Source organism: Cutibacterium equinum, assembly GCF_028021195.1.
Lineage (GTDB): Bacteria > Actinomycetota > Actinomycetes > Propionibacteriales > Propionibacteriaceae > Cutibacterium > Cutibacterium equinum.
In genome coordinates this window covers 439,750-465,345 of record NZ_CP115668.1, presented here as the reverse complement: position 1 = coordinate 465,345, position 25,596 = coordinate 439,750, and the positions used below count along the sequence as shown (strand labels likewise).

Annotated in this window: 21 protein-coding genes and 1 pseudogene; 8 read left to right on the top strand and 14 right to left on the bottom strand. The window is 61.1% G+C overall.

The window, feature by feature from the left end; translation table 11 throughout:
• Nucleotides 1-12 precede the first annotated feature (12 nt).
• The 3 genes from O6R08_RS02085 to nagB all read right to left on the bottom strand — a co-directional run bounded on the left by O6R08_RS02085 (nt 13) and on the right by nagB (nt 2,123).
• Complete coding sequence (locus tag O6R08_RS02085) at nt 13-813, bottom strand: DUF3027 domain-containing protein (protein WP_271418535.1); 801 nt, start codon at nt 811-813, stop codon at nt 13-15.
• Nucleotides 813-1,196 carry a cold-shock protein gene (locus O6R08_RS02080; protein ID WP_271418534.1) on the bottom strand — a complete coding sequence of 128 codons (384 nt, stop codon included), beginning with the start codon at nt 1,194-1,196 and terminating at the stop codon, nt 813-815. The genes O6R08_RS02085 and O6R08_RS02080 overlap by 1 nt, the downstream gene beginning before the upstream one ends.
• A 141-nt stretch (nt 1,197-1,337) precedes the next feature.
• Nucleotides 1,338-2,123, bottom strand: a complete 786-nt coding sequence (nagB, locus tag O6R08_RS02075) for a glucosamine-6-phosphate deaminase (protein ID WP_271418533.1) — start codon at nt 2,121-2,123, stop codon at nt 1,338-1,340.
• 553 nt (nt 2,124-2,676) lie between these two features.
• On the opposite strand from nagB, the gene O6R08_RS02070 reads away from it, so the two are divergent.
• The 4 genes and pseudogenes from O6R08_RS02070 (at nt 2,677) to O6R08_RS02055 (ending at nt 8,023) form a co-directional block, all read left to right on the top strand.
• Nucleotides 2,677-3,051 carry a hypothetical protein gene (locus tag O6R08_RS02070; protein ID WP_271419166.1) on the top strand — a complete coding sequence of 125 codons (375 nt, stop codon included), beginning with the start codon at nt 2,677-2,679 and terminating at the stop codon, nt 3,049-3,051.
• A complete protein-coding gene (locus tag O6R08_RS02065) occupies nt 3,048-5,177 on the top strand; it encodes a helicase-associated domain-containing protein (RefSeq protein ID WP_271418532.1) in 2,130 nt (709 codons plus the stop codon). Before O6R08_RS02070 ends, O6R08_RS02065 begins: the two co-directional genes overlap by 4 nt.
• Before the next feature lie 62 nt (nt 5,178-5,239).
• Complete coding sequence (locus tag O6R08_RS02060; RefSeq protein WP_271418531.1) at nt 5,240-6,898, top strand: DNA repair helicase XPB; 1,659 nt, start codon at nt 5,240-5,242, stop codon at nt 6,896-6,898.
• Nucleotides 6,899-6,941: 43 nt separating this feature from the next.
• Nucleotides 6,942-8,023: pseudogene (locus tag O6R08_RS02055) on the top strand (serine hydrolase).
• A 24-nt stretch (nt 8,024-8,047) separates the two neighbouring features.
• Here O6R08_RS02055 and O6R08_RS02050 read toward each other — a convergent pair.
• The 3 genes from O6R08_RS02050 to iolG form a co-directional block, all read right to left on the bottom strand.
• Nucleotides 8,048-8,734 (bottom strand): copper homeostasis protein CutC, encoded by a 687-nt coding sequence (locus O6R08_RS02050; protein WP_271418530.1) that lies wholly within the window; start codon nt 8,732-8,734, stop codon nt 8,048-8,050.
• 3 nt (nt 8,735-8,737) lie between these two features.
• The gene (locus tag O6R08_RS02045; protein WP_271419165.1) at nt 8,738-9,529 is read right to left on the bottom strand and encodes a CPBP family intramembrane glutamic endopeptidase; all 792 of its coding nucleotides are present in this window, start codon (nt 9,527-9,529) and stop codon (nt 8,738-8,740) included.
• A gap of 205 nt (nt 9,530-9,734) precedes the next feature.
• Entirely contained in the window at nt 9,735-10,721 is a 987-nt protein-coding gene (iolG, locus tag O6R08_RS02040; protein WP_271418529.1) for an inositol 2-dehydrogenase, read from the bottom strand.
• Between the two features lie 198 nt (nt 10,722-10,919).
• Here iolG and O6R08_RS02035 point away from each other — a divergent pair, with 198 nt between their 5' ends.
• The gene (locus O6R08_RS02035; protein WP_271418528.1) at nt 10,920-11,783 is read left to right on the top strand and encodes a sugar phosphate isomerase/epimerase family protein; all 864 of its coding nucleotides are present in this window, start codon (nt 10,920-10,922) and stop codon (nt 11,781-11,783) included.
• A gap of 157 nt (nt 11,784-11,940) precedes the next feature.
• Here O6R08_RS02035 and O6R08_RS02030 read toward each other — a convergent pair whose 3' ends face one another.
• From O6R08_RS02030 to O6R08_RS02015, 4 genes are all read right to left on the bottom strand, one after another.
• Complete coding sequence (locus O6R08_RS02030) at nt 11,941-13,071, bottom strand: zinc-binding dehydrogenase (protein ID WP_271418527.1); 1,131 nt, start codon at nt 13,069-13,071, stop codon at nt 11,941-11,943.
• Between the two features lie 227 nt (nt 13,072-13,298).
• Nucleotides 13,299-14,906 (bottom strand): MFS transporter, encoded by a 1,608-nt coding sequence (locus tag O6R08_RS02025; protein WP_271419164.1) that lies wholly within the window; start codon nt 14,904-14,906, stop codon nt 13,299-13,301.
• A gap of 141 nt (nt 14,907-15,047) precedes the next feature.
• Entirely contained in the window at nt 15,048-16,241 is a 1,194-nt protein-coding gene (locus tag O6R08_RS02020) for a Gfo/Idh/MocA family protein (protein ID WP_408640144.1), read from the bottom strand.
• Nucleotides 16,242-16,542: 301 nt separating this feature from the next.
• The gene (locus O6R08_RS02015; RefSeq protein ID WP_271418525.1) at nt 16,543-18,036 is read right to left on the bottom strand and encodes a CoA-acylating methylmalonate-semialdehyde dehydrogenase; all 1,494 of its coding nucleotides are present in this window, start codon (nt 18,034-18,036) and stop codon (nt 16,543-16,545) included.
• Between the two features lie 286 nt (nt 18,037-18,322).
• On the opposite strand from O6R08_RS02015, the gene O6R08_RS02010 reads away from it, so the two are divergent.
• Nucleotides 18,323-18,559 (top strand): hypothetical protein, encoded by a 237-nt coding sequence (locus O6R08_RS02010; protein ID WP_271418524.1) that lies wholly within the window; start codon nt 18,323-18,325, stop codon nt 18,557-18,559.
• Between the two features lie 150 nt (nt 18,560-18,709).
• Here O6R08_RS02010 and iolD read toward each other — a convergent pair whose 3' ends face one another.
• Genes iolD through iolC form a run of 4 tightly spaced genes read right to left on the bottom strand, consistent with a single transcriptional unit; the run spans nt 18,710 to nt 23,353 of the window.
• Nucleotides 18,710-20,608 (bottom strand): 3D-(3,5/4)-trihydroxycyclohexane-1,2-dione acylhydrolase (decyclizing), encoded by a 1,899-nt coding sequence (gene iolD / locus O6R08_RS02005; RefSeq protein WP_271418523.1) that lies wholly within the window; start codon nt 20,606-20,608, stop codon nt 18,710-18,712.
• A 2-nt stretch (nt 20,609-20,610) separates the two neighbouring features.
• Nucleotides 20,611-21,483: a 5-deoxy-glucuronate isomerase gene (gene iolB, locus O6R08_RS02000; RefSeq protein ID WP_271418522.1), complete on the bottom strand. Its 873-nt coding sequence runs from the start codon at nt 21,481-21,483 to the stop codon at nt 20,611-20,613.
• Complete coding sequence (locus O6R08_RS01995) at nt 21,480-22,367, bottom strand: Cgl0159 family (beta/alpha)8-fold protein (RefSeq protein WP_271418521.1); 888 nt, start codon at nt 22,365-22,367, stop codon at nt 21,480-21,482. Before O6R08_RS01995 ends, iolB begins: the two co-directional genes overlap by 4 nt.
• Entirely contained in the window at nt 22,364-23,353 is a 990-nt protein-coding gene (gene iolC, locus O6R08_RS01990; RefSeq protein WP_271418520.1) for a 5-dehydro-2-deoxygluconokinase, read from the bottom strand. The genes O6R08_RS01995 and iolC overlap by 4 nt, the downstream gene beginning before the upstream one ends.
• A 214-nt stretch (nt 23,354-23,567) precedes the next feature.
• Here iolC and O6R08_RS01985 point away from each other — a divergent pair, with 214 nt between their 5' ends.
• A complete protein-coding gene (locus O6R08_RS01985; protein WP_271418519.1) occupies nt 23,568-24,311 on the top strand; it encodes a GntR family transcriptional regulator in 744 nt (247 codons plus the stop codon).
• A gap of 101 nt (nt 24,312-24,412) precedes the next feature.
• Nucleotides 24,413-25,489: a transaldolase family protein gene (locus O6R08_RS01980; RefSeq protein ID WP_271418518.1), complete on the top strand. Its 1,077-nt coding sequence runs from the start codon at nt 24,413-24,415 to the stop codon at nt 25,487-25,489.
• Nucleotides 25,490-25,596: the final 107 nt, after the last annotated feature.

Below are 25,596 nucleotides of genomic sequence, written 5' to 3'. Positions count from 1 at the left end.
ATCCCACGCACCTCAGTCGAACAACGAGTCGTCAATCGAGATGGTGTCGAAGACTGGCTCGGGCAGTTCAATCCCGCGATGCTTCTCGACGACGTCGGAGTGGCCGCCACAGCCGTGGTCGACGTGAACCACTGAGCCGTCGGAGGTCGAGAACTCGTTGGAGCACACTCCGAAAACCCGCCCCAGGGAGTGCTGGATACGCACGAAGTAGCCACAGGTGGCGCAGCGGGCAGGGGCATGCCGACTCATGGCGTTGTCAGGGCCACCCTCACCGGCCAGCCAACGCTCAGCGGTGGAGTCACGACCCTCCCGCGACAGCACACGCTCACGGCCAAGCCCCAACTCGGAGGCCACAGCGCGGGTGGCAGCCCACTCAGCCGGGTCCTGGTCAGTGGCAAGCTCGCCACCGGTATAACCAGGCTCCAGACGCGGATCATTGTCGGCAGTGGGCATGAGGGTACCGGCGGTGATGTCCCCGGCGCGCACACGGTCCCGCCACGGCACCCACTCGGGGGCCAGCAGCGAGTCGTCGCCGGGGACCAGGACGACCTCGTTGACGGTGACGTTGCGTCCGCGCAGGGCACGCGACATCGTCACGGCCCACCGCCAGCCCCGATACCCCGGATGCGGGCACTCGAAGAGGTGGGTCAGGACGCGCTCAGCCTCGACGACCGTCCCGACGTGCTCACCCACCCCGAAGTCACCCGCGCGGTGTTCGGCCGCTTCCCGTGCCTGGTCAACAGCTTTCGCGATGGTCGCGTCAGGCTTGACGGCCCGGGTCGCAGAGCGCGGTTTCGACGTCACCTGTGTCATCACAGCTCCAACTCATCGGCAACAGCACGAAGCATCTTGGCCACCGCGCCGGCGGTGCGCGGATCGGGATGACGTCCGTGCCGGTAGCCATTGCCCATCTTGTCTAGCATCTTGATGAGGTCCTCGCAGATCACCGCCAGCTCCTGCGGCTTCTTGCGGCTCGCCTTGGACAACGAGGCCGGGGTCTCGATGATCTGCAGGGACAGGGCCTGCTCTCCGCGACGTCCCTCAACAACCCCGAAGTCAACCTTCTGACCGGGTTTCAGGGCATCCACCCCTGCGGGCAAGGCGGAGGCGTTGACGTACACGTCGCCGCCGCCGTCCTTCGTCAGGAAACCGAACCCCTTGGTGGCGTCGTAGAAACGCACCTTTCCGGTTGGCATCTCTGGCTCACTCCTTCTGCTCATGACGGTCGATGGACCGCCATACAAGGCTACAGCCTTGTCGACGGTCCACCACTGGCGATCTTGCCACAGCCTGTCAGGAAGATGCCCAACGAGCTGGAAGAGTCACATCAACCGGTCTCACATGGTGCCGGAGAGATCACCCCGCTGGCCGTCAGTCCACCGGAAGTAGTCAGCCATCGTCAGCTTGGATGCGGCGGCCTCGTCGGCTATGACGAGAACATGGGGGTGGAACTGCAACACCGAGGCCGGGCACATGGCCGAGACCGGGCCCTCGACAGCTCCCGCGAGGGCGTCAGCCTTGTTGGCCCCGATGGCCAGCAGAACGATGTTGCGGGCATCCATGATCGTCCCGAGCCCCTGGGTGACACAGTGGCTGGGAACCTTCTCGCCCTCCTCGAAGAAGCGAGCATTGTCAGCCTTGGTCCGCTCGGCGAGGGTCTTGACGCGAGTCCGCGACGACAGCGAGCTGGTCGGCTCGTTGAACCCGATGTGGCCGTTGGCCCCAATGCCGAGAATCTGGACATCGACCCCGTCGGCCCCCTTGATGGCCGCCTCGTAATCGGCGCAGGCTGCGTCGAGGTCGTCGGCCATGCCATCCGGGGTGTGCACGTCAGCGGGGTCCAGCCCGAGCTGCTCGGTGACGGTGTGGCGAATGGTGGCCGCGTAGGAGCGCTCGTCGTCGGCGGGAAGACCGACGTACTCGTCCAGGGCGAAGGCGCGCAGACCGGTGAAATCAGCCTTGCCTTCCTGAGCGAGAGCAGCCAGCGAGGAATACGTCGTCAATGGGGTTGATCCTGTCGCCACCCCCAACACCGGATTCTTGGCCCGGGCCAGAACCTTGGCTATACGCTCGGCGGCAATTCGCCCGACAGCCTGCTCGTCGGAGCAGATGATGACCTCCATGTCGACCCCTCCCTCATATGCGCGTCCACACCGCGCATCACGTCGTGTCCATGGTGAGACTAGGCCCTCGTGAGCGCGCTTGAGCGATGGCAATCATGACCGGTGAGCGTTGACCCGCACACACTGAGCGCACCGCGTGACCGGCCTCACCCCCTACCATGGAGCCATGGCGCACAGCACTGTCAGGAGAGCACCCATCGATGCCGTCGGCTCCCGTCCTGCCCCCAGTGCCTTCCAAGCTCCTCGGGTCGCTCCTCTCGAGACGGTGACCCTTCCCGTCAACCCGGCCGCCGGGATGCCATCCATCGGCCCTCGCAACTATTACGGCGGGGATGACCGTCCACTGGCCGAGTTGGCACCGCGCCGTCGCAGCAGCCGCGAACCCCACGACCCGTTCTCCACCCAGGCAGGACTGACCGGTCCTCGTGCCGAGCGTCGTGACCCGTACATGCCCATCCGCACCACCAGGTTGGCCAGTGGCTCCTCAACCTGGGCCGCTCCGGCGGGAGCCCCCATCTCAACGGTTCCACCGCCGCGTATCAAACCCATCCGGATGCCCCGGCGCCTTGATCCGCGCATGCCTGCCACCGCTGGCAGCCGATCCTTCCTCGATCTGTGTCGGGCGCTGGGCTGGCCGTGGATCGTCGTCTTGGCACTGGGATGCGTGTGGTCCCCGCTGTCGATACCGGCGCTGATTCTCGCCTGGTTGCTGGCATGGCGTCATCCTTTCGCCGCCGGGCGTCTCAACAAAGCCCTCACCGCCGTGACGGTCGTCGTCATCATCGGAGGAGCCACCGAGTCTCCGGTACGAACCGTGCTGGCCCAGTTCGCATGGATGTCTCGCCTGGGCTGCATCGTGATGCTCGCACTCGGATTCATCCTCATTGATCGTCGCCTGACCCCTCCGGATCCGAGGTCACGTCGATGAGTACGGTCGATGAACCGACGACCCTTGCCTCCACGATTCGAGGTCTGGACGCCCAGGGACTCTCCCGGCTGTTGACCCTGCGTCCCGACCTGGCCAATCCCACCCCACGCGACCTGGCTGAGGTCTCTTCACGGGCCGGCACCCATGCGTCGATCAATGCGGCCATTTCCAGCCTGGACCGGTGGCGACTGAGCCTGTTGACGGCGCTCGCCGCACTGGGAGACCTCACACTGGCTGAGCTGGTCGAGGCCATCTGCCAGGGATGGCCGACCGATCCCGACACGATCCGTGCAGACGTCGCCGACGGCTTGTCCGATCTGCTCGACATGATGCTGGTCCTGGAAGATTCCGGCCACCTGCATGTCAGTCACGTCGTCACCGCCCACCTGTCTGAATACCCGGCCAGTCTGGCACCGGTGTCGATGGTGCCCATGGACTGTGAGGACGTGGCCGCAAGTCTGGCTGCCGCCGGACCCCAGGCACGCACCGTGTTGGAGCGTCTGGCGTGGTCGCCCACCGGCCATGTCCCCAACGCTCGTCGCACGGTCACACCCGAGACGGCGACGACCCCCGTCGACATGGCGCTGGCTCACCACCTGCTGCGTCCCCTCGACGATGAGACCGTCATCCTGCCCCGCGAGGTGGCCCTGCTGCTGCGCGGGAATCGTCTCTTCGCCGAACAGCCCAGCCCCACCCCACCGGCATGGCCTCAGCCGCGTCAAACCAGCCTGGTCAACCGCGCCGGCTTGGGGACAGCTCTGGAGGCTGTGAGCGCAATGTCCGCACTCTTGGAAGGGGTGGAACGTCACGACTGCACCGTGCTGGCCAATGGCGGCATGGCCAAGAGAGACGCCCGCACCGTGCTGTCTCGGGTGGCTCCAGGCGACGACGGCTGGGTGCACCTGGCCCTGGCCGCCACTGGAGGGTTCATCGCGGCCGATGGGCGCAGCTGGCTGCCGACTCTGGTTGCGGACCGCTGGCGCACTGATTCCCTGTGGGGTCAGTGGGTCAGCCTGCGCGATGCCTGGCGACGCATCCCGCAGTTTCCCGGCACTCTCGACAACACCTTGACCGCCTCGTCGCCAGCTACCGCACAGGCGTGGCGGCGTCTGGTCCATGAGGAATTGAGCACCGCTGAACCTGGCACCCCCATTGAGGCTGGTCTGGTCGCCGACCGCATCCGGTGGCGTCAACCAGGCACCACCGTCGAGGATTCCTTGGTTGAGGCTGTTCTCGACGAGTGTCAAGTGCTGGGGATGATCGCTGTGGGAGCGCGCACCGATCTCGTCGATGCCCTCACCTGCGCTGACATGCCAGAACGCACTGACGGGGTGATCCTGCAGTCCGATCTCAGCGTCATTGCCCCCGGCCCGCTGACCCCCGACACCGCCGCCGACCTCGCCCTACTGGCCGATCGGGAGTCCACCGGGATCGCCGGTGTGCGCCGATTCAGCCGGACCAGTCTGCGTCGAGCCCTCGATGCCGGGTGGACTGGGCAACGGGTGCGCCAGTGGTGGTCGGACCACTCCCTCAGCGATGTTCCACAAGGGCTGCTGGTCCTCCTCGACGACGTGGTGCGTGACTACGGCCGGGTGTCGGTGGCCGCTGTTGGCGCCTTGGTGGAGGTTGACGACCCCGCTGGTGTCGAGTCCATTCTGCGTAGTGCTCTGGCAACCGATCTGGGGCTGCGTCGCGTTGGTCCGCAGGTGCTGGTGGCCCAGGCAGAACCCGATCAGGTGCTCGCCGGGCTGCGCCAATTGGGAATGTCCCCGGTGGCACGCGATTCCCACGGCGACGTCTTCTCGGCCCCGCCTCCACCACGTGCCAAGGTCGACGCCCCGTCGTCTGCAGTTCCGCAGGCCGATCCGGAGGGCCTTGCCGCCTCGTTGCTCAACAACCAGGGCCGCGGGTTCTCGGATCGCCGTCAGCTCCTGTCCCAGCTACATCAAGCTCAACACGAGGGTGCGTGGATGCAGATCGAGCGAGTCATCGACGATGGCACGACGGTACGGCAGACGGTGAGAATCATGGCGGTCGCGGCAGGGGCGGTGCGCTGCGTCATCCGTGGTGGTGGCGGGGTGGCGATCGTCCCGGTATCTCGGATCACTGCCTGCCAACCAGCCTGACGACGTCTCATCAACCCCTGTGGGAGGGAACAAATCTGGGGTCAGGGGCGATACTGGAAGCGATGACTTCTGTACCGGGCCCCCTCATTGTCCAGTCCGATCGCACCCTCCTGCTGGAGGTCGATCATCCTCTGGCGGACGAGTGTCGTCATGCCATCTCCCCTTTTGCGGAACTGGAACGGGCTCCCGAACACATCCACACCTACCGACTGACCCCACTGGGTTTGTGGAATGCCATGGCCGCTGGTCACGACGCCGAACAGGTCGTCGACACTCTCATGCGGTACTCCCGCTACCCGGTGGCCTCCGGGCTCCTCATCGACGTCACCGAGACGATGTCACGCTATGGCCGGTTGCGCATCGAGAAACACCCCACCCATGGGCTCGTCCTGGTGTCGACCGACAAGGCCGTACTCACCGAGGTACTGCGATCCACGTCAGTGCGTGGTCTCGTCGGTGACCAGATCGACGACGAGACGGCGGTGGTCCACCCGTCACAGCGCGGCGTCCTGAAACAGACCCTGCTGAAACTCGGCTGGCCGGCGGAGGACCTCGCCGGATACGTCGACGGCGAGCACCACGACATCGATCTGACCGAGGATGGGTGGGGCCTGCGGCCGTACCAGCGGGTGGCGGCAGAGTCGTTCTGGGACGGCGGGTCCGGGGTTGTCGTGCTGCCCTGCGGAGCCGGCAAGACCGTCGTCGGGGCGACAGCCATGAGCTTGGCTCGATCCACGACGCTCATCCTCGTCACCAACACGGTCTCCGCCCGGCAATGGAAAGAGGAGCTCGTCCGCCGCACCTCGCTCACCCCTGACGAGATCGGGGAGTATTCCGGGTCGCGCAAACAGGTCCGCCCCGTGACGATCGCCACGTATCAGGTCATCACCACCAAACGTCATGGCGTACATCCGCATCTGGAGCTTTTCGAGGCCCGCGACTGGGGTTTGGTGATTTATGACGAGGTTCACCTGCTACCCGCCCCGGTCTTCCGCATGACGGCCGACTTGCAGGCGCGTCGTCGTCTCGGCTTGACGGCCACCCTGGTACGCGAGGATGGGCACGAGGATGATGTGTTCACCCTCATCGGCCCCAAGCGCTACGACGCCCCCTGGAAAGAAATCGAAGCCCAGGGGTGGATCGCTCCTGCCGATTGCGTCGAGGTGCGGGTGAGTTTGCCTGAATCTGACCGAATGGCCTGCGCCATGGCTGAACCTGACGTTCGTTACCGGATGGCCGCGACCCTGCCCATCAAGAACCGGGTGGTTGCGGACCTAGTAGCCCGCCATCGGGGCCAACCGACCCTGGTCATCGGCCAGTACGTCGACCAGTTGGAAGAGTTGGCCGACGAATTGGAGTGCCCGATCATCACCGGTGCGACGACACCTACCCGGCGTCAAGAGATCTACCAGGATTTCCGGGAGGGGAAGATCGACCTGCTCGTGGTCTCCAAGGTCGCCAATTTCTCCATTGACCTGCCAAGCGCCGAGGTCGCCATCCAGGTCTCGGGAGCCTTCGGGTCTCGTCAGGAGGAAGCCCAGCGTCTGGGACGTCTGCTTCGGCCCAAGGACGGGATCGTCGCCCGGTTCTACGCGGTAGTCTCGCGGGATACCGTCGATGCCGAGTTCGCCAGTCATCGTCAGCGCTTCCTTGCCGAACAGGGGTACTCATACCGCATCGTTGACGCCGATGACTTGGACGCCTTGGACTCGACAGCATGAGAATGGACGTGAACGTAACGGGTGTTGGAATAGGAGAACGAATTTGTCTGGGAAAGCACCGATCTCCAGGCGTGTCGCGCTGGGCGGCTTGATTGCTGCGACTGGTGCGGCCATCGGCCTACCGGTAATCCAGGCTACGAACAGACAGAGCCACCCGACTCCCCCGACTCACCCGACTCCCCCGACTCCCCCGACGCAATCGACTGACCCGACTCACTCGACGCACCAGCAGCGTCCCCGGCATACCCCGACGAAAGTGACTAATCCGGCTGATCCTGGACCCTATGTCGCGTTCCCCTACGAGGATGAACTCAAGAAGTACCTCGACTCTCGCGATGGCGAGCAGTCGGTGGCCATGAGGGTGCATGGGAACCGCGAGATTCATGTCCTCAACCACGGAGCCACGCATTACATCACGGCGTCGATCATCAAGCTCGCAATCATGGAGACGGTCATGATCCAGGCAGCGGGTGAGAATCGTCAGCTGTCTGACTCCGAAAAGGACCTTCTGGCACCGATGATCGAGGAATCCAGCAATGACGCCGCGACCGCTTTGTGGAGCAAAGCCGGTGAGGCCGACGGGGTCCGCAAGGCGATGCACCGCATGGGAGCCACTCACACCACCTTCGATCCCGAAGGTCGCTGGGGATTGACCTCGACGACGGCCGCAGACCAAGTTGTCCTCGCAGACCACATCTTCTGCCCCAACAAGATCATCCCTGAGTCCATGCGGACCTATGCCCAAAAACTCATGTCCAACGTCGAAAAAGATCAGGACTGGGGCATGACGGCTGGAATGCGATCGCCCCACGTCAAGAATGGTTGGCTGCCACGCGAGGATGGCTGGCACGTCAATTCCGTGGCTTCCACCGGAACAAAGGGATACACCGCGGTGGGGCTGACCCATTCGACCGACGCCTCCATGGAGACCCTCATCGAAACTATTGAGGGGATGGCACGGATCATTGCGCGCCACCAGCCAGACAGCGCGACGGCTCCTTCGTAATCACCATCAACACAGTCTTCGTAGGCCACCACCCCAGCATCCCAGGGCGCCGAGAACGACCACGGTGAATTCCCCTTCCGTGCCCAGGCACCCAGGACATGGGGCTTTGCGCGCTCTGAAACCCCCAACTCCTCCGCTTTGTCTCAGCCGGCGAGGCGATCAAGCAGGTCGCGCCAGGAGCGCACCAAATCGGCGTCCACCCACGCCTTCCAGGACCCCTGAGGTCGGGCCGGGCTGCCAATGTGGAAGGCACGCACACCGGCCCGATACAGCCACGGGACGTGCTCGGGACGCAGGCCACCGCCGGCCATGATGAGCTCGGCCACTCGAGGGTTGGCCTCGGCTCGGGAGATGAGGTCGTCGAGACCGTGCTCGATGCCTCGCGGTGATCCGGCAGTGAGGACCTGATCCAGCCTCGGCAGAGTCAGCAGTTGCACCCATGCCTTGTCGGGCTCCAGGCTGTTGTCGATGGCTCGGTGAAAGGTCCAGCCTGACCAGCCCTCGGTGAGCTCGGTGACGGTCTCGATGTCGACCCCGGTGGCTTCGTCGAGAAATCCCAGCACCGGACCGTCAGCGCCAAGATCGCGATAGGTGCTCAGCAGGTGGACCATTTCGTCACGCCTGCGCGGACCGGCACGAAATCCACTGTCCAGGCGCATCATGGGACGCACCGGGATGTCGACGACGCTGAGAGTGCGTGCCAGCAATTCCGGGCTGGGCGCAAGACCGTCGTCGTCCATGGTGCCGACCAATTCGATGCGATCGGCCCCTCCCTGTGCTGCCCGCTTGGCGTCGTTCTCGTGCAGACAGATGACCTCGAGCAATGCCATGTTCTAATTCTTGCGCCAGTCTCGTCGAATCGTCACGATCAGGCCGGTCACGAGGATGACGAGGGCGAGGGTGCTGATGATGGATCCCTCTGCCCCGAAGGTTCCTCCGGTGATCCAGGAGCGGGATCCGTCCGTGGGATCAACAGTCATCAGGGTGTATCTGAATCCCAGTCCGGAGACGTCGAATCCCAACACCACTCCCTGCAACCAGTTCCAGACAGTGTGAAACCCCATCGCGGCGATCAGATTTCCTCGCCAGATCACCAATAGACCCAACATGAGGCCATATCCCGCAACGTTGACCAGTGCGATCCACGTCATCCCTGGGTTTGCGCCATGGAGGGCAGCAAAGACGACAGCTTGGATGGCCAGACCGGCAGGAATCCCCCACCTCGCTGCCAGCGACTGCATGAGGTAGCCACGCAGCACGACCTCCTCGGCACATCCCTGGACCAAGAACAACGCGAGCGAGGCGACGGTGAGCACCGCTGCCGTGGCATCGGGACGGGCCCACGCCATCCGAACCTGACCGAGGCCCGTCATGACGACAACGTCAACCGCCAAGATCGCAACCGCGATCGCCACGCCGATCCCGACGTCGCGAGCGGGCCCGCGCAAACCCAGGCACGCCATCGGCCGCTGCTCGACGAACCTCATCCACAACCACAGCACCAACCAGACCCCCGCGAATGACGCCAGAAGCAGGATCGTCGAGGTCTGGGCATCGGGATGGCCCCCCACCAACGCCGTGAGCACAAACGCGAAAACACCTTGTCCCACCCCGAAGATGGCCATTGCGGCCAGCAGGGACAGCAATGGGTGAAGAGTTCCAGCTCCGGCCAGAAACTCATCGACGGGACGCTCGCGAGCACGAGATGCCTTCGGGGCGTCTGCGCCCTGTGTTGACGGCACTCCCGCGGATCCGGTGCCCTCTGTTGACGGCACTGGATCCGCAGAATGTTGGTCGTCAATGCTCACCCAGGGATTGTACCGATAGGCGTCAGAGCGTGACGACGCGATGCTCCTTGGCGCTACGCGATGCCGCATCGGCCAGGACCAAGGCCTCGTAGCCATCACGTACCGACGGAGAGACCACACCGCCGACGGCGATTGAGTCCAGGAACGTCTCCAACTCAATACGGTAGGCATCCTCGTAACGCTCGAGGAAGAAGTCCAAAACCGCGGTCTTCGCCTCAGTTTGGGTGCTGGTGGCCTTGCGCACTGCGGTCGCGGTCAGGTTGTCGGCACTGAGCATGCCGGCAGCGCCGAAAGCCTCAATGCGCTGGTCATATCCAAACGCGCACGTCCGCGAGTTGACGATCGTGGCGAGCTTGCCGTCACGAGACTTCAGAGTGACGATCACCTGATCGAGATCTCCCTGCTCCGCAATCTCTGGACAGACATTGGTGCCCACGGCATTGACCTCAGCGATGTCGCCGAGGAAGTGTCTCACCATGTCGAAGTCGTGGATCGTCATGTCCTTGAAGATGCCGCCAGAACCCGCAATGTAGGAAGCGGGCGGAGCCGCTGGGTCTCGGGATACGACGATGAATTGTTGCAGAGCACCAATCTCGCCATCATCGAGACGCCTCTTCAAGGCACTGAAAGTAGGATCAAAGCGACGGTTGAAGCCCATCATCACCTGATCAGCGCGATCACCGAGCTCGTCAATGCACCTCTTGGCGGACTCGATGTCAAGTGCAATCGGCTTCTCACACATCACTCGTTTACCGCTGTTGACCGCCTTGAGTATGTGGTCAACGTGAAACTGCGTTGGAGATCCAATGACGACGGCGTCGATAGTGGGATCGTCGAAAACGTCATCTGGATCCAAGCAGTACCTCACACCGTATTTTTCGGCGAGAGCACGCGCATTCTGTTCGAATGGATCACAGATGAGCGCCAACGTGACATCGTCACGGGCCCCAATAGCTCGAGCGTGTACGTGGCCGATGCGTCCGGCTCCGATGATGGCAATGTTGATCATGCTGTGAACTCCCGTGTTCGACAAAGCTGAGCACCCACCGGTGACGGCGAGTTTCCATTATGTTAGCACAAAGTAGCGTCCTTGCCGGAGATTCTCCGAACTTGGGCAACTATTGCCCTCTCTATTGACAGGACATATACTACGACAAGGAGCCTGAAGCATAGGAGCTCAGGCCCGCGAGACACGAGGAGCACATCGATGAAGATTGCCGGAGCGCCCATCAGCTGGGGCGTGTGCGAGGTTCCGAACTGGGGTTACCAGATGACTCCAGAGCGCGTCCTGACTGAGATGAAGCAGATTGGCCTCACAGCTACCGAGTTTGGCCCCCAAGGTTGGCTGCCTATTGAGGCCGAAGCCCGCGCCGCGGAGGTGAAAAAGTACGGCCTCAAGCCCGTGGGCGCGTTCTTCCTGTCCGTCATGCACGATCCAGACTTCGATCCGATTCCCATGGTGAACAAAGAGCTTGACGCTTTCGAAGCCGCTGGAGGTGACTATCTGATCCTCGCCGCGGACTCCGGACGCGAGGGATACGACAACCGCCCAGTCCTCGACGAGGCAGGTTGGAACACTCTGTTCACCAACCTTGACCGTATCCGAGAAGTCTGCGCCAGTCGCAACGTCACGGCCTGCCTGCACCCCCATTGGGGAACGATGGTCCAGAACCGTGACGAAGTGATTCGAGTGCTCGACAACTCCTCGATTGGGCTGTGCCTGGACACAGGCCACCTGGCGTGCGGTGGTACGGACGTCGTCGAGTTGGTGCGCGAGTATGCCAACCGTGTCGACATCATCCACGCCAAGGACGTTCACAAGGACATGACTGACAAGCTTCTACCAGGCGAGATCACCTGGTCAGAAGGCATCCGCTCAGGGATGTTCGCGCCCATCGGAGAGGGAGACATCGATTTCGCCGCCATCGTGAAACTCCTCGACGAGGCCGGATTTGACGGCTACTACGTCCTGGAGCAGGACATCATGATCAACGAGGAGCCACCGGCGGGCAGCGGCCCCATCATCAACGCGAAGAAGTCCTACGAGGCCTTGGCGTCACTGGGACGATAAACCAACACATACCCTGCAACGTCGCCTCAAATCGGTTGCATCATGGCGCTTGGCCCGTTCTCGCCAGAGGACGGGCCAAGCCCCGTTGATGGACCAGCCTCACCGATAGCGGCAAAGGGTCCGGGGCCGCACTCGGCCCCGGACCCAATATCGGCCGTCACAAGGACATGTCGATCACGCCACGACCGACCATCGCACCATCTCGAAGCATGGCGTAGCCCTCGTTGACCTCATCGAGACTGAACACCTTGTTGACAACCTTGTCGACATCAATGATGCCGCGAGCAGCCATGGCAACGACGGCAGGCAAGTCGACTCGCGTGCGCGCACCGTAGGATCCCAAGATCGACTGGCCACGCCGGACCGTCCTGTTGATCTCCACACCGGCAGTCTGCACTCCCGCTCCCAGCCCCACAGGAACCATGCGTCCACCATCAGCCAGGACATCCAGAGCCGTCGTCCACGTGGCAGGTATGCCCAATGCCTCGAAGGCAATCTGGACACCTCGCCCGCCCGTGATCTCGAGGACTCTCCGCCTGGCGTCTTCCTTGACAGAGTTGACGGTATGGGTGGCGCCAAGGCTCCTGGCTTCCGCCAGTTTCTCGTCCTTGACATCAATGGCGATGATGGGATCAGCCCCCATCGCGCTGGCAACTTGCAAGATATTCGACCCCACTCCCCCTGTGGCAACAACTGCCACAGACTCGCCATACCTCAAGTCTGCGCCGCGACGGACCGCTCCATAGGCGGTCATCGCCGCGCACCCAAGGATGGCGGAGTTGAGCGGATCAAGCCCTGCTGGCAGCGGCACAACAGCCGTCGCAGGGACGACGCAGTACTGTGCGAGAGCACCCATCGAGTACATCGCAACCGGTTCGCCGTCCGGAGAAAACAGTCGCGTTTGTCCATCGTAGAGAGTCCCCTTCAGCCGGTTCATCTCGAAGAACGGCCCGCACAGGTCGTCTCGCCCCTGACGACAAGCTTCACACTCACCGCAAGGCATGAGAAATCCGCCCGAGACCCGCTGTCCAATTTCGAGGCCGGAATGATCCAGACCATCACCAAGTTCAACGATGACGCCACTGACCTCATGGCCGAGAACCGCCGGGACAGGAAAGCTGATCGCCCCGCCCAGGACGTGCAAGTCGGAGTGACACAGGCCGCAGGCGATGACCTTGAGGAGGACCTCGCCATGACGTGGCCTGGGAACGTTGAGGGTTTCGATGACGAGCGGCTCACCGGGCTTTCGTAGGACGGCGGCACGCATCGTTGTTGGCAAGGAATCCATAACCTTTACTCCTTTGTCCATACATTCAATGTCATTACATCAGACGCTCGCAAGTCGCACAAGATCGCACACAACGAGCTCCGGGGCCGTCGCCACCTCAACAATGAAGTCATTCCGTCGCCCACAGTCCATAGCGACAGTGCGACGACGACCCCGCTCACGGTATAGCCAAGTGGGGTGCATGACCGTACGAGCCACACACCCCACTCAGCACCCCGGAAAGAGGCTCAGGAATAGCGCTCTTCCATGTACGTCTCGATTTGTTCCAAAGACTTGTTCTGAGTTTCCGGCATGATCTTGAACAGAATCACGGCAATGACGATGTTCATAATGCCGTAAATAGTGTACGTGAGCCCACCTCCCAAGTTGGCCATCATGGACGGGAAGGTAAACGTTATAAGAGCATTGACCACCCACATGAAGAAGATAGCCGTACCGTTCATGATACCGCGAACATTCGACGGGAACATCTCACCAAGCATCGTCCAGACCACCGTACCATTAGTCGATTGCACGATGAGCATAAACACCGCCATGAGACCAAGAATCAGGTATGGCGCCCAAGTCGGCGGCGTGGTCTTATTGACAATATGTGGGGAGATCGTGAACTGGAAGGTTGCGGCGATAACAAGCAGAGTGACACCTACAGCAGAAACGTCAAAGATGAGCAAACTGCGTCGACTGAACTTGAGGATCAGCCACAGACCGGCAAGTGAACCGATGACGGACATGATGCCATTGGCCACCTGCGCGGTGATCGATGCCGAGGTTGTCATACCCGCATATTCCAGCACCTTCGGCGCGTAATACATGACGGTATTAACACCCGTGGTCTGGTTGACGATGGCCAGGAATATTCCCACTAGCATGAGTTTGCGAAGCCACGGTGTTCGCCACACGTGGGCAAACGCATTGCCCTGGTACTTATTCTCCAACTCGCGTTGCTGCGAGATGAGCATCTCCTCAACCTCAGCGTCCAGGGGGCCATCCTTCTCCGGGTCACGAACCCGCTTGAGCGCCCCAATAGCGTCGGCCACTCGGCCTTTTGCCAAGTACCAACGAGCCGACTCAGGCATCAAGCGGATACCAATCCACAACGCAATGGCTGGAATTGAACACAGCACCAACATCCAACGCCAAGCCGCGCCGTTGCCGGACTGAATGACGAGATTCTCTACAAATGTGCGGTATTGATCCGCCTCCAGGGGGCCACCCTTCGATGCCTGTAAAGCCAGGATTTGATCCCACGAATAGGTGCCCTTCGTGATGCCGAGGCTGTCGGGGTTGTTGTTGGCCTTGATGACCAGCTGTGGCCCACCATGGGCAGCGTTGATGATGGCGTTCATGGAGAATGCCAAGAGCTGACCAGTGACGATCATGAGCTGATCAATGGCAACAATTGACCCTCGAATGCGTTTGGGGGCGTTTTCGGCGAGATACACCGGGACCGTGGCCGATGCGGCACCGACGGCGAACCCAAGCACAAAGCGGAACATGTACATCACGACGACATTCGGGGAGAATGTTGTCCCCAGTGCCCCCAGCAAGAAGATCATCGCGAGGATCGTAATATTGTGACGACGTCCCCACCGATCAGACATGATGCCACCAGTCACGGCACCAATTGCGGCCCCAATGAGGAGCGTGCCGCCGATTGCACCCTCCTGAACCGGAGTTAGGCCGAGCCCACCAGCCAGGTGAGGCATATACAGATAGGGAAGCGCTCCGGAAATAACACCTGTGTCATATCCAAAAAGCAAGGATCCCAAGGTTGCCACGGCAGCAAGAGCACCGATGCCCCGGTGCTTGCCGGACGGAGGAGTCTCATCAACCATTCGGCTGATGTCTTCTTTAATGTGTGAAGGTGTACTCATGTCACCCTTTCATTCAGGGGCAGCCTCAACCCACTCGGTGGTAAATTCTCCACCTGCGGCCTGTATGCTGCCGGGCCTGTTCAAAGACACGCGATGGCGCGGTCACTTATCGAATGTGGTTCTCCCCGATACCGGCATGACATCATGCCAAGTACGGTCCCCACAGGAGGCAACGATCGCGTCGTTGATCTCTGCCGAGGCCCAGCCGTCGGCGACGGATGGACCATATTGCTGTCCGTCCAAAACCCCTTGAACGAACTTCGCGGCTTCAACGACCTTCATATCGTCGAATCCCATAGATGTTCCGGCTCCTGGTTGAAACCGCGCAAACTCCGGAAACTCAGGTCCAGCCATGCAGTTGATATACCCCTGCAAGGCGCCATTATTCCTTCCTAGACATACTTGCAAATGGTTGAGATCCTCAAAGTTCCATCTTATAGATCCATCAGTTCCATAGATCTCGACGATGTATTCTGCACGTGGCCCGACACTGACCCGACTGGACTCCAAGGTGCACATAACACCATTTTCTATACGCGCCAGGACGGCGCAGTAATCCTCATTTTCTACCAACCCGAGCTCGTCAGAGACAATCCAACCTGCATGCCCGATACCCCCTTTTAGTGGCTTAGGCCGCTGGCGGATGAACGTCTCAGACGCAGCCGAAACTTCGGTAAATCGTCTCTTCAACAGATACTGAACAAGATCTTCTCCGTGACCCATCAGATCGAGCACTACGCCGGCACCAGCGCGCTCCGGGTCATACCGCCACGTCAGCGGACCGTGTGGATCAGACGCATAGTCCGCAAGGAGCCACACTCGGACATTAGTCACCACACCCAAGCGTCCATCAGAGATCAGCTGACGCGCGAACTCAATGGCAGGAGTGTGCCGGTAGTTAAACCCAACTGAGGTGACGAGACCACGAGCCTCCGCCGCCTCCGCTATTTCACGAGACTGTTCAGCATTGATCCCCATCGGTTTTTCAATCCAGAACGGTTTTCCCGCCTCAGCCGCAGCAAGAGAAATATCACGGTGCAAGAAATTTGGAGCACATATAGAAACAACGTCTACATCAGGATTACAGATAAGGTCACGATAATCCTCAACTGCAGTATAGAATCCCAACCTTTCTACAGCCAGTTTTCGATTTTCCTCAACCAGATCACAGCACGATACCAATCGAATATCCGCTGGAATCTCTGGAAATTTTTCAGCAAGCGCCTTATATGCGCGGGTATGAAGTCTCCCCATCCATCCCAGAGAAACCACACCCACACCGATGGTTCGACCCATATCGATCACGACCTTCACGAATCTTCGTCGGCTCCCGTAGCCGACAGACCCTCACACAGCTTCGTGTGTTTGTCCTGTCAAAAGGATAGCAGATCGAGAGCTGGAGTCCAGCGTCTACGCCATCCATTTTCATGCCAGATGGATTGACTTAACCATCCCAGCACCACTGAGAGCACCCCTTGCCAGCAATGCAAGGTACGATCCAAAGCCTCCGGCCGCCCCATGTCGATGATCTCACCAGCCCAGAAATGTTGAGGCGGTCGAGGATCCACACCCGACCGCCTCAGTCAGACACGCAGGGTCATTCCTCGCGCTGGAATGACATCGTCGCTGCGTAGGTCTTCTCAGTTGGCCAACGCTCAGTAATGGCCTTGGCACGGGTGTAGAAGGTGACGCCTTCCGGGCCATGGATGTGGGTATCGCCCAGCAACGATTCCTTCCAACCACCGAACGAGTAGAACGCGACGGGAGTTGGGATCGGCACATTGACACCCACCATGCCCGCTTCCACGTCGAGGGTAAAGCGGCGGGCCACACCACCATCATTGGTAAAGATCGCAGAGCCGTTACCGAAAGGCTGAGCGTTGACGATCTTCAGCGCCTCGTCGTAGGTGTCGGCGTGGACAATGGCAAGGACAGGGCCGAAAACCTCCTCGGTGTAGACCGGAGCATCCAGGGGGACGTCGTCAAGAATCGTCGGTCCCAGGAAGTGCCCGTTCTCGTAACCGGGAACGACAAGGCCGCGGCCGTCAAGAATAACCGTTGAGCCTCGCTCCTGCGCGTCATCAATGAGGCCGACGATACGGTCCTTGGCCTTGGCGGAGATGACGGGCCCCATCTCGACTCCCTCGCCCATGCCCTCACCAACCTTGATGGCCTCGGCATGTTTCTTGACCTTCTCGGCCAGCTCCGGGCCACAACCACCGACAGCGACAACCACGGGAAGAGCCATGCAACGCTCGCCGGCAGCCCCGAAGGCAGATGCGCAGATGTGTTGGGCAGCGAAGTCAAGATCACTGTCGGGCATGACGATGGCGTGGTTGTTCGCACCACCGAGAGCCTGAACTCGCTTGCCGTGACTTACGCCAGTGTCCTGGACGATGTGGGCGACCGGCGTCGAGCCAACGAAGGAAATCGCGTCGATGCCTGGGTGAACCAAGATGTCCTGAACGCTGCGGCGATCACCCGAAAGCACATTGAACACACCGTCGGGAAGTCCGGCTTCCTTGTACAACTCCGCAGTGAGAAGCGAAGCAGACGGCGTGGGGGATGCCGGCTTGAGGATAAAGGCATTCCCAGTGGCAATGGCCAACGGGTGCATCCACATCGGGACCATGGCCGGGAAGTTGAACGGGCAGATTCCGGCGACGACACCAACCGGCTGACGGGTGGTGTGGATGTCGACCCCGGTGGACACGTCATGAGAGTATTCGCCCTTGAGCGCGACGTTGATCGCCGTCGCGAAGTCAAGGGTCTCCCGGCCACGCTGGATTTCGCCAATCGCGTCAGAGTAATTCTTGCCGTGCTCCTCGACGATGAGCCGCGCCATCTCGTCCTGATGGTCGAGCACGAGCTGGCGCATCTTGAACATGATCGCCACCCGTTTGGACAACGAGTAGCTCGCCCACTCCTTCTGCGCATCACGCGCCACCTCAACGGTGTGATCCAAGTCTTCCTTGGACGCCTGCAACAGCTCCGCCGTAACCTCACCAGTTGCGGGGTTCTCAACCGGAATCACGCCCAGTGGGGATCCCTCGTAGTACTCACCGCCGACCCAATGCCTGATGGTCTTCATGCTCGAGAACTCCTTCGTTGTCGATGAACAGCGGGGCCAACCTACTCGAGCCCCACGCGTCTCATGGTAGCCCACACGCCGTCATTTGTACTAACAAACGTAGTTGTTGGGACGTACAAGCCGCGTCAGCCCCGAGGTCATGGCAGAGCCACAGGCAATTGTGCTAACATTCTTCACGTTGAGTCAGTTCTCAACCGCTCGAGGAACCTCGAGTCAGCACACGGTCGTGCCGAGCACGGCCGTAAGGTCATGTCTCGGCACCCGAGAGGGAGTTAAGACACCACCTATGTCTGTCAGCTACGTTAACTCTGGAATCATTCCGCGCACCCCCACCGGCATGCGGTCGATCATGCGCAGCCAGGCAGCCAGCCTGCTTCGCGTTGTTCCGGCAGCACTGGTTCTCTTCGCCCTGGCCATCGCGGGCATCATCAGTGACGCCCCATTCCTCACCATCATCTCTGGTCTCGTGACCGTCGCCTTGACGATCGTACTGAGCATGGTGCATCTCTTCGGCAACGCCTGAGCACATTCAGCTCGTCGTCATCATGATCACGTGGTGCGGACGGCGACACAACATCGACAACGGACTCACGAGGGATTCCAGCTCGGCTGGAATCCCTCGTGATCCTTTAAACTCATCGGACCACCGCCCGGTCACCTAGCACGGGCTGCTTCAGAAGAACCTACGTTGTGCGGCAACGTGTTCGGTGTACTCGGCATAGGCTTTCTGCGTCGACTCCAAGCGCGACTGCGACGTGACCGGTACGTCCCACCATCCCGATGCAGGCGGATTAGGACCATACAGGTCAGTCTCGATGTGGATCATCGTGGCTCGATCAGACGCCTCCGCTTCGCGGTAGGCCTCCTTGAACTCCTCGATGGTGTGAACCTCCAGGACGTCAATTCCCCACGACCGGGCATTGGCAGCAATATCAAGGGGCAGCAAGGTGTCGTCTCCCATCACATGCCCCTGACCGTCATCATGCTGGCGGAATTTCGTCCCGAACCGTTGGGATCCGTGAGACTCCGAGAGCGCCCCGATGGAGGCAAACCCGTAGTTCTGAAGCAACACGATGATGACCTTCGCGCCCTCCTGGACAATCGTTGCCAACTCCATTGGCAGCATCTGATAGGTCCCATCACCGACGATCGCAACGACCTCAGAATCTGGCAATGCCATCTTCACGCCCAGTGATGCCGGGATTTCGTAGCCCATGCATGAGAACGCGTACTCGACGTGGTATTGCACGGGAGTGCTCGCACGCCACAAGCATTGCAAGTCACCAGGCATCGACCCAGCAGCATTGACGACCACATCATCGTCGCCCATGAGCTCGTTGAGCGCCCCGAACACCTCGGTCTGTGCCGGGAGCGGACCGTGGCCCAGGTGGTAGCAACGGTCGGTCACCTCTGCCCAAGCCTTGGCCTGTGTACTGGCGTAGTCACTCCATTCCTGAGGAACGCGATAGCCGTCAAGAGCCTCTGACAACTCCGTGAGCGCCTCACGCGCATCGGCCACCACCATCTGCGCACCTTGCTTGGCAGCATCGAAGGATCCCACATTGACGTTGACGAATGTCACGTCTGGATTCTTGAAAGCCGTCTGCGAGGCGGTTGTGAAATCGGAGTACCGAGTGCCGATGCCGATGATGACGTCAGCGCGAGCCGCCAGCGCATTTGCTGAATCGGAGCCAGTTGCACCAACACCACCGACGGCACAGGGATGATCCCAATTGATGGCACCCTTGCCGGCCTGAGTGTCAGCAACTGGGATACCGGTAGCAGATGCGAGGTCCCGCAATTGCTGGCTGGCTTCTGAGTAGATCGTGCCCCCGCCGGAGATGATGAGTGGACGACGCGCGGCGCGGATGGCCTCCGCTGCACGCGCCAGGGCACCGTGATCGGGTCGACGGCGGTCAACATGCCACACCTTCTTGGCAAAGAATGACACTGGCCAGTCGTAAACCTCCGTCTGCACGTCCTCTGGCAGACAGACGACGGCAGCGCCGGTGTCCACGGGGTCGGTGAGAACGCGCATCGCACGAGGTAGCGAAACCATGAGCTGTTCTGGACGATTCACCCGATCCCAGAACTTTGAGACGGCGCGGAAGGCGTCATTACACGACACATCGGGGTTTGTCGGGTCTTCCAGCTGTTGGAGGACGGGGTCCGGCGCCCGATTGGCGAAAATATCGGACGGGAAGAGCAACACCGGGACCCGGTTCGTGGTGGCCAGGGCCGCGCCAGTAACCATGTTCAGTGAGCCCGGGCCGACAGACGCCGTGGCAGCCAGCGCCTGCAACCGGTTGGTGGCTCGTGCATACGCGGCACAGGCATGGACCATACCCTGCTCGTTCCGGCCCATCCAATATTCGAGGCGACCTTCCTCATCGTCAGGAGCTACCTCGTTCTGCAACAGCGCCTGGCCCAGACCGGTGACATTGCCATGGCCGAAAATCCCGAAGATTCCAGGAATGAAGCGACGCTCAACCCCGTCTCTCTCGGTGTACTGATGGGTCAGATAGCGTACGATGGCCTGCCCGACGCTGAGCCTCACAGTCTGCTCAGTCATGATCACTCCTTTGAGTCGTCCACTGCCAACGGCAGACGGGGGTCGATGTCTTGGTCTTGCCATGTCTGGCGAATCCAGCCGTAGTGCGGATCGTCAACCGATTTCCACTCAGCGGCACCGGGCCCTGCCATGACGTTGAGGTAGTAGAGGTCATACCCGGGAGCGGCTGCACACGGACCGTGCCAACCGTGCGGGACCAGCGCCACATCTCCACTGGCCACCATCTCCGCGACATGGATCGGCCGATCCGCAGTTCCGTAGGTCCCATGGAAAGCCATGCCTGGACCGTGCTCGTCACCACGAATCTCGAAGTAGTAAATCTCCTCGAGCTCATGCTCGGACTCTGATTCCTCGTCGTGCTTGTGCGGCGGGTACGACGACCAGTTGCCGCCGGGGGTGAGAACTTCGCATGCCAGTAGTCGGGAGGTGTGCAAGGGGTTGGCAATCGCGTAGTTCACGACCTGACGGGAGCAGTTTCCCGCTCCGCGCAGTTCGACACGCACCTCCTCCGATGGACAATATCGGGGCTCGAGGTCTTCACTGGCAAGGGCGTTCGGTAGGGCTACCCGTCCGCCGCTGACGGCAGTGACAGTAATCACGCTACGGCGAGGCACGAAGGCATAGTCGGTGACTTGGCCCCAAATGGTGGCGCGTCCAGCGAGGTCAGCTCGAAATCCCTCGCTCTGCACAGTGAATGATCCCTCCAACGGCAGGACGAGGTACTCATGACCCTCTGTGTCGAACTCAAGGGTCTCGCCTTTCGCCAGTGTGGCAATAGTCAGGCCGGAGTATGTCCAGCCAGCCCGCCCAGGGTCGACGACGACGTCGCGACAGCCTGAAGCAGTGCTTCCAGCTCGAAGAACCAATTCCGTCATGCTTGTGCTCCCAACAATTGAACAGCGTTGTCAATGGCAGCTGCCACGTCTGAGTCCGGTGGATAGAGGACGGACCGCCCCAAGACGAGCCCGCGAACGTTTCGTGGACCAAGAGCCCTGGCCCAGCGACGCCGAGTCTCGTCAGGGTCTGCACTCACCTCTCCTCCCAGGAGGAGAATGGGCAACGAGGTCGCTCGTGCCACCCGTTCCATATCGTCAACCGCAGGCAATTTAAGCCAGGTCCACGAGGTGTCGGCTCCCAGAGCTGAGGCCATGGCCACCGATTTGACGACCGCGTCGGCGGACAGGTCATTGACAACTCTGCCATCACCAGCGCGATGCGAGATGAACGGTTCCACCATGGCAATCCGTCGTGCCCTGGCCAAAGACGTGACAACCTCGGCGCAGGCCTGCGTCGTGGTGGCCGTTCCAGGATCGGACAAGTCAAACCTCAACAGCATCTTGCCGCCAGCCAGATCCTCGTCGAGAATTCCTTGCAGGTCATAGCCCGTCATCCGGTCATCGAGTTCGAAGGATGCGCCCGCGAACCCTCCTCTGTTCATCGAACCAAACACGACCTTGCCATCCAGAGCACCGAGATTGGCGAGGTCAGCAACCATGTCTGCAGTTCCCAGGAACCCATTGACCCCGGGCCGCCCCAGTGCGGTCACACAGCGCTCGAGGAGTTGTTCCCGGTCAGCCATGGCATCGTCGCGTCCTCCGGCTGCGAGTGCCCCGCGGGCGGGATGATCGGCCGCGACGACCATGAGGGGTTCAGCGCGACGCCACGTCGCTGGACGGCGTTGCCTGACGCAGTCGGCGAACCTCACCGGATCGGTGAGTCGCCGGTCCAGCAATGTGTCGATGAGCGGTGTGTTCGTCATGGTATGCGCTCCTCTTTGACAGCAACGTCTGGATGCTTCGCCATCATCGCGAACAGTTCAGGCTCTGACGGCATCGCGGTGGAGCATTCCAACCGTGTCGCAACGAGGGCGCCTGCTGCGGAGGCCGCCTGAATCGTCTCAGCAAGGCTCCATCCCTCGAGGAGTCCGTGGCAGAGGCTGCCGCCGAACGAGTCCCCGGCTCCGAGGCCATTGGTGACATTGATGGGAGTGGGAGCGACTTCGACACGTTCCTCACGAGTCCTGGCCAACGTACCTTTGGGCCCCTGCTTCACAACGGCAAGCTCGACTCCCGCATCAAGTAGCGCAAGGGCGGCTCTGTCGGGGTCCGTCTCACCAACGGCCACCTCACACTCCTCGCGGTTTCCGATCGCCACCGTCACGTGAGGCAATACCGCTGAGATGGCCTCGCGTGCCTTCTCAACAGAGCCCCAGAACATCGGCCGGTAATCGAGATCGAGAACGGTATACTCAGCCCTGCTGCGCACTTCGAGAGCTCGACGATGTGCATCGTATGAGGGTTGTTGACACAGGCCAGTCACCGACAGCCACAGTATCTTGGCGTTCCTCACGGCATCTTCTGGTACGTCATCGGGGGTGATCTTCAGGTCTGGAGCCGTGGGATACCGGTAAAAGTACAGCGGGAAATCATCAGGGGGAAAGATCTCGCAAAATGTCACCGGAGTGGGCAACTCGGAGTTGACGAGCACATAGTCGTCGTACACACCCAGTCTGGCCATCTCACGACGGCAGAACCGCCCGAAGGGATCGTCACCGACTGCGGTGACAACTGCGGCAGAGTGCCGGAGCCTGGCAGCGGCAACGGCCACATTGGTGGGGCTGCCACCAAGAAACTTCCCGAATGACGTGACGTCTTCCAACCCCACGCCATATTGCAGCGGATAGATGTCTACACCGATTCGTCCCAACGTGAGTACATCAAGGTCACGACGGCGGTTGGAAACCATGACAACTCCACTTCATCGAGGATGCTTGACCCTTCGAATGCTACCAACCGGGAAGAATTTGTCAATACAATTGACGAGGCTGTCAGTTGCCAGCCACGAGAGACGCACCCGCAACCCGCGCTCGCCTCGAGGCAACCCACTCCATCAGCCCACCCGCCGCACTGGCCACCAAATAGACTGTGCGTCAGTAATCGCACACAGACGAGGAACGGCAGTGGACAACGACCCCTACATCGCTGACATCACCATCGACCGGTCGCGCCCAGAACCGCTCCACACCCAAATCGCCGAGCCACTGGCACAGCTCATCGAATCCGGAGAGCTTGCGCCCGGCACACGCATCGAGGACGAGATCTCGATGGCGGCACGTCTGCATGTGTCGCGTCCCACCGCGCGTCGCGCCTTCGAGACCCTCACCCAGCGTGGACTCGTCATCCGTCGACGCGGAGTTGGCACCCAGGTAACGCCTACCCGGGTACATCGTTCCATGAACCTCACAAGCCTGTACGACGATTTGCAGGCATCTGGACAGCGGCCACGCACCAGCGTGCTCGACTGGAAAGTGGAGGTAGCCCCGCCAGCTGTCGCCGCCGCCCTTGGTCTGCCCGCCAACTCCGAAGTAGCTCATTTCCGCCGACTACGGATGTCCCAAGACGAACCACTGGCGATCCTGACGAACTGGGTGCCGCTAGACCTCGCACCCAGTGCAGAGGAGCTCACGACCACTGGCTTCTATGACTACTTGCGCAGTAGGGACATCATCATCGCGGTCGGCCATCAGCGATTCAGCGCACGCCTGGCCCTCCCCGACGAAGCACGTCTACTCAATGAACCGCCCGGCGCCGCCCTACTCACGATGCAACGCACAGCATGCGACGAGTCCAACCGTGTCATCGAGTTCGGACAGCACGTATACCGCGCCTCCATCTACGCCTACGAAAACACGGTGTACGCCTGACTCCACGGCGAGCGTATTTGACAGGACAAATAGTGAGGTGTTGGCTAGAGGTCATACCGGCGACGACGCTGCGCCGGTAAAGACCTCGCACAGGAGTTGTCATGAACATCGAGTACACCCCAGGTCCACTCCTCGACGCTTGCCGCACGACCCCGACGGCGCTGTGGAACGACTCGGCCGATCTGGACGAACTTCGTCAGTCCATCGCGTTCGGCGGTGTTGGTGCCACATGCAACCCGGTCATCGGTTACACGACGATCAAGAAACACCCAGACATCTGGGAAGACCGCATTCGCGCTATCGCCGAGAGCAATCCCACGTGGGGAGAATCCCAGATCGGGTGGCAGGCCATCAAAGACATGTCGGTTGAGGCAGCAAAGCTTCTTGAACCGATCTTCGTCGAGCACAAGGGCCGAAACGGCCGCCTCTCCATCCAAACCGATCCGCGACTGCACCGCGATGCCAAGGCTCTGGCAGACCAAGCTGAGGAGTTCAGCAACCTGGCCCCAAACATCATCGTAAAGATTCCCTGCACCTCAGTGGGCATCGAGGCCATCGAGGAGGCCACCTACCGCGGCGTTTCGGTCAACGTGACGGTGTCCTTCACCGTGGCCCAGGCAGTAAGGTCCGCCGAAGCCATCGAACGAGGGCTCCAGCGTCGTGTAGCCGAGGGCAAACCCATTGACGAAATGGGACCCGTGGTGACGATCATGGCCGGTCGCCTTGACGACTGGCTCAAGATCGTGGCCGAGCGTGACAGGCTGTTCATCGATCCTGGTCACTTGGAGTGGGCCGGCATCGCCGCAATCAAGCGCGCTTACCACATCTTCGTCGAGCGCGGCTTCCACTCCCGAGTGCTGTGCGCAGCCTTCCGGAACGTCCTCCAGTGGTCGGAACTCATTGGTGGTGACCTCGTAGTCTCACCGCCATTCAAGTGGCAGAAACGCATCAACGACTCCGGCTACCAGACCGTCCCACGCATGGACGAACCCGTCGCCGCAGAGCACCTCACTGCCCTCAAGGCAATCCCGGAGTTCATGCGCGCCTACGATCCGGATGGATTGACCATCCAGGAATTCGACAGTTTCGGAGCCACTCGCAAAACTCTGCGCCAGTTCCTCCAGGCCGATGCCGATCTCGACGCATTGGTGCGTGACATCGTCACCCCAGCCATCTGATCCCCTCGAAATTGCCTGATCGACATGTGACCCGACCGTGGCGTTTGCTGCGGTCGGGTCTTGCGGATGCATGGCCCCACGCCGGCTCGTGGTGACGATTGGCGCCA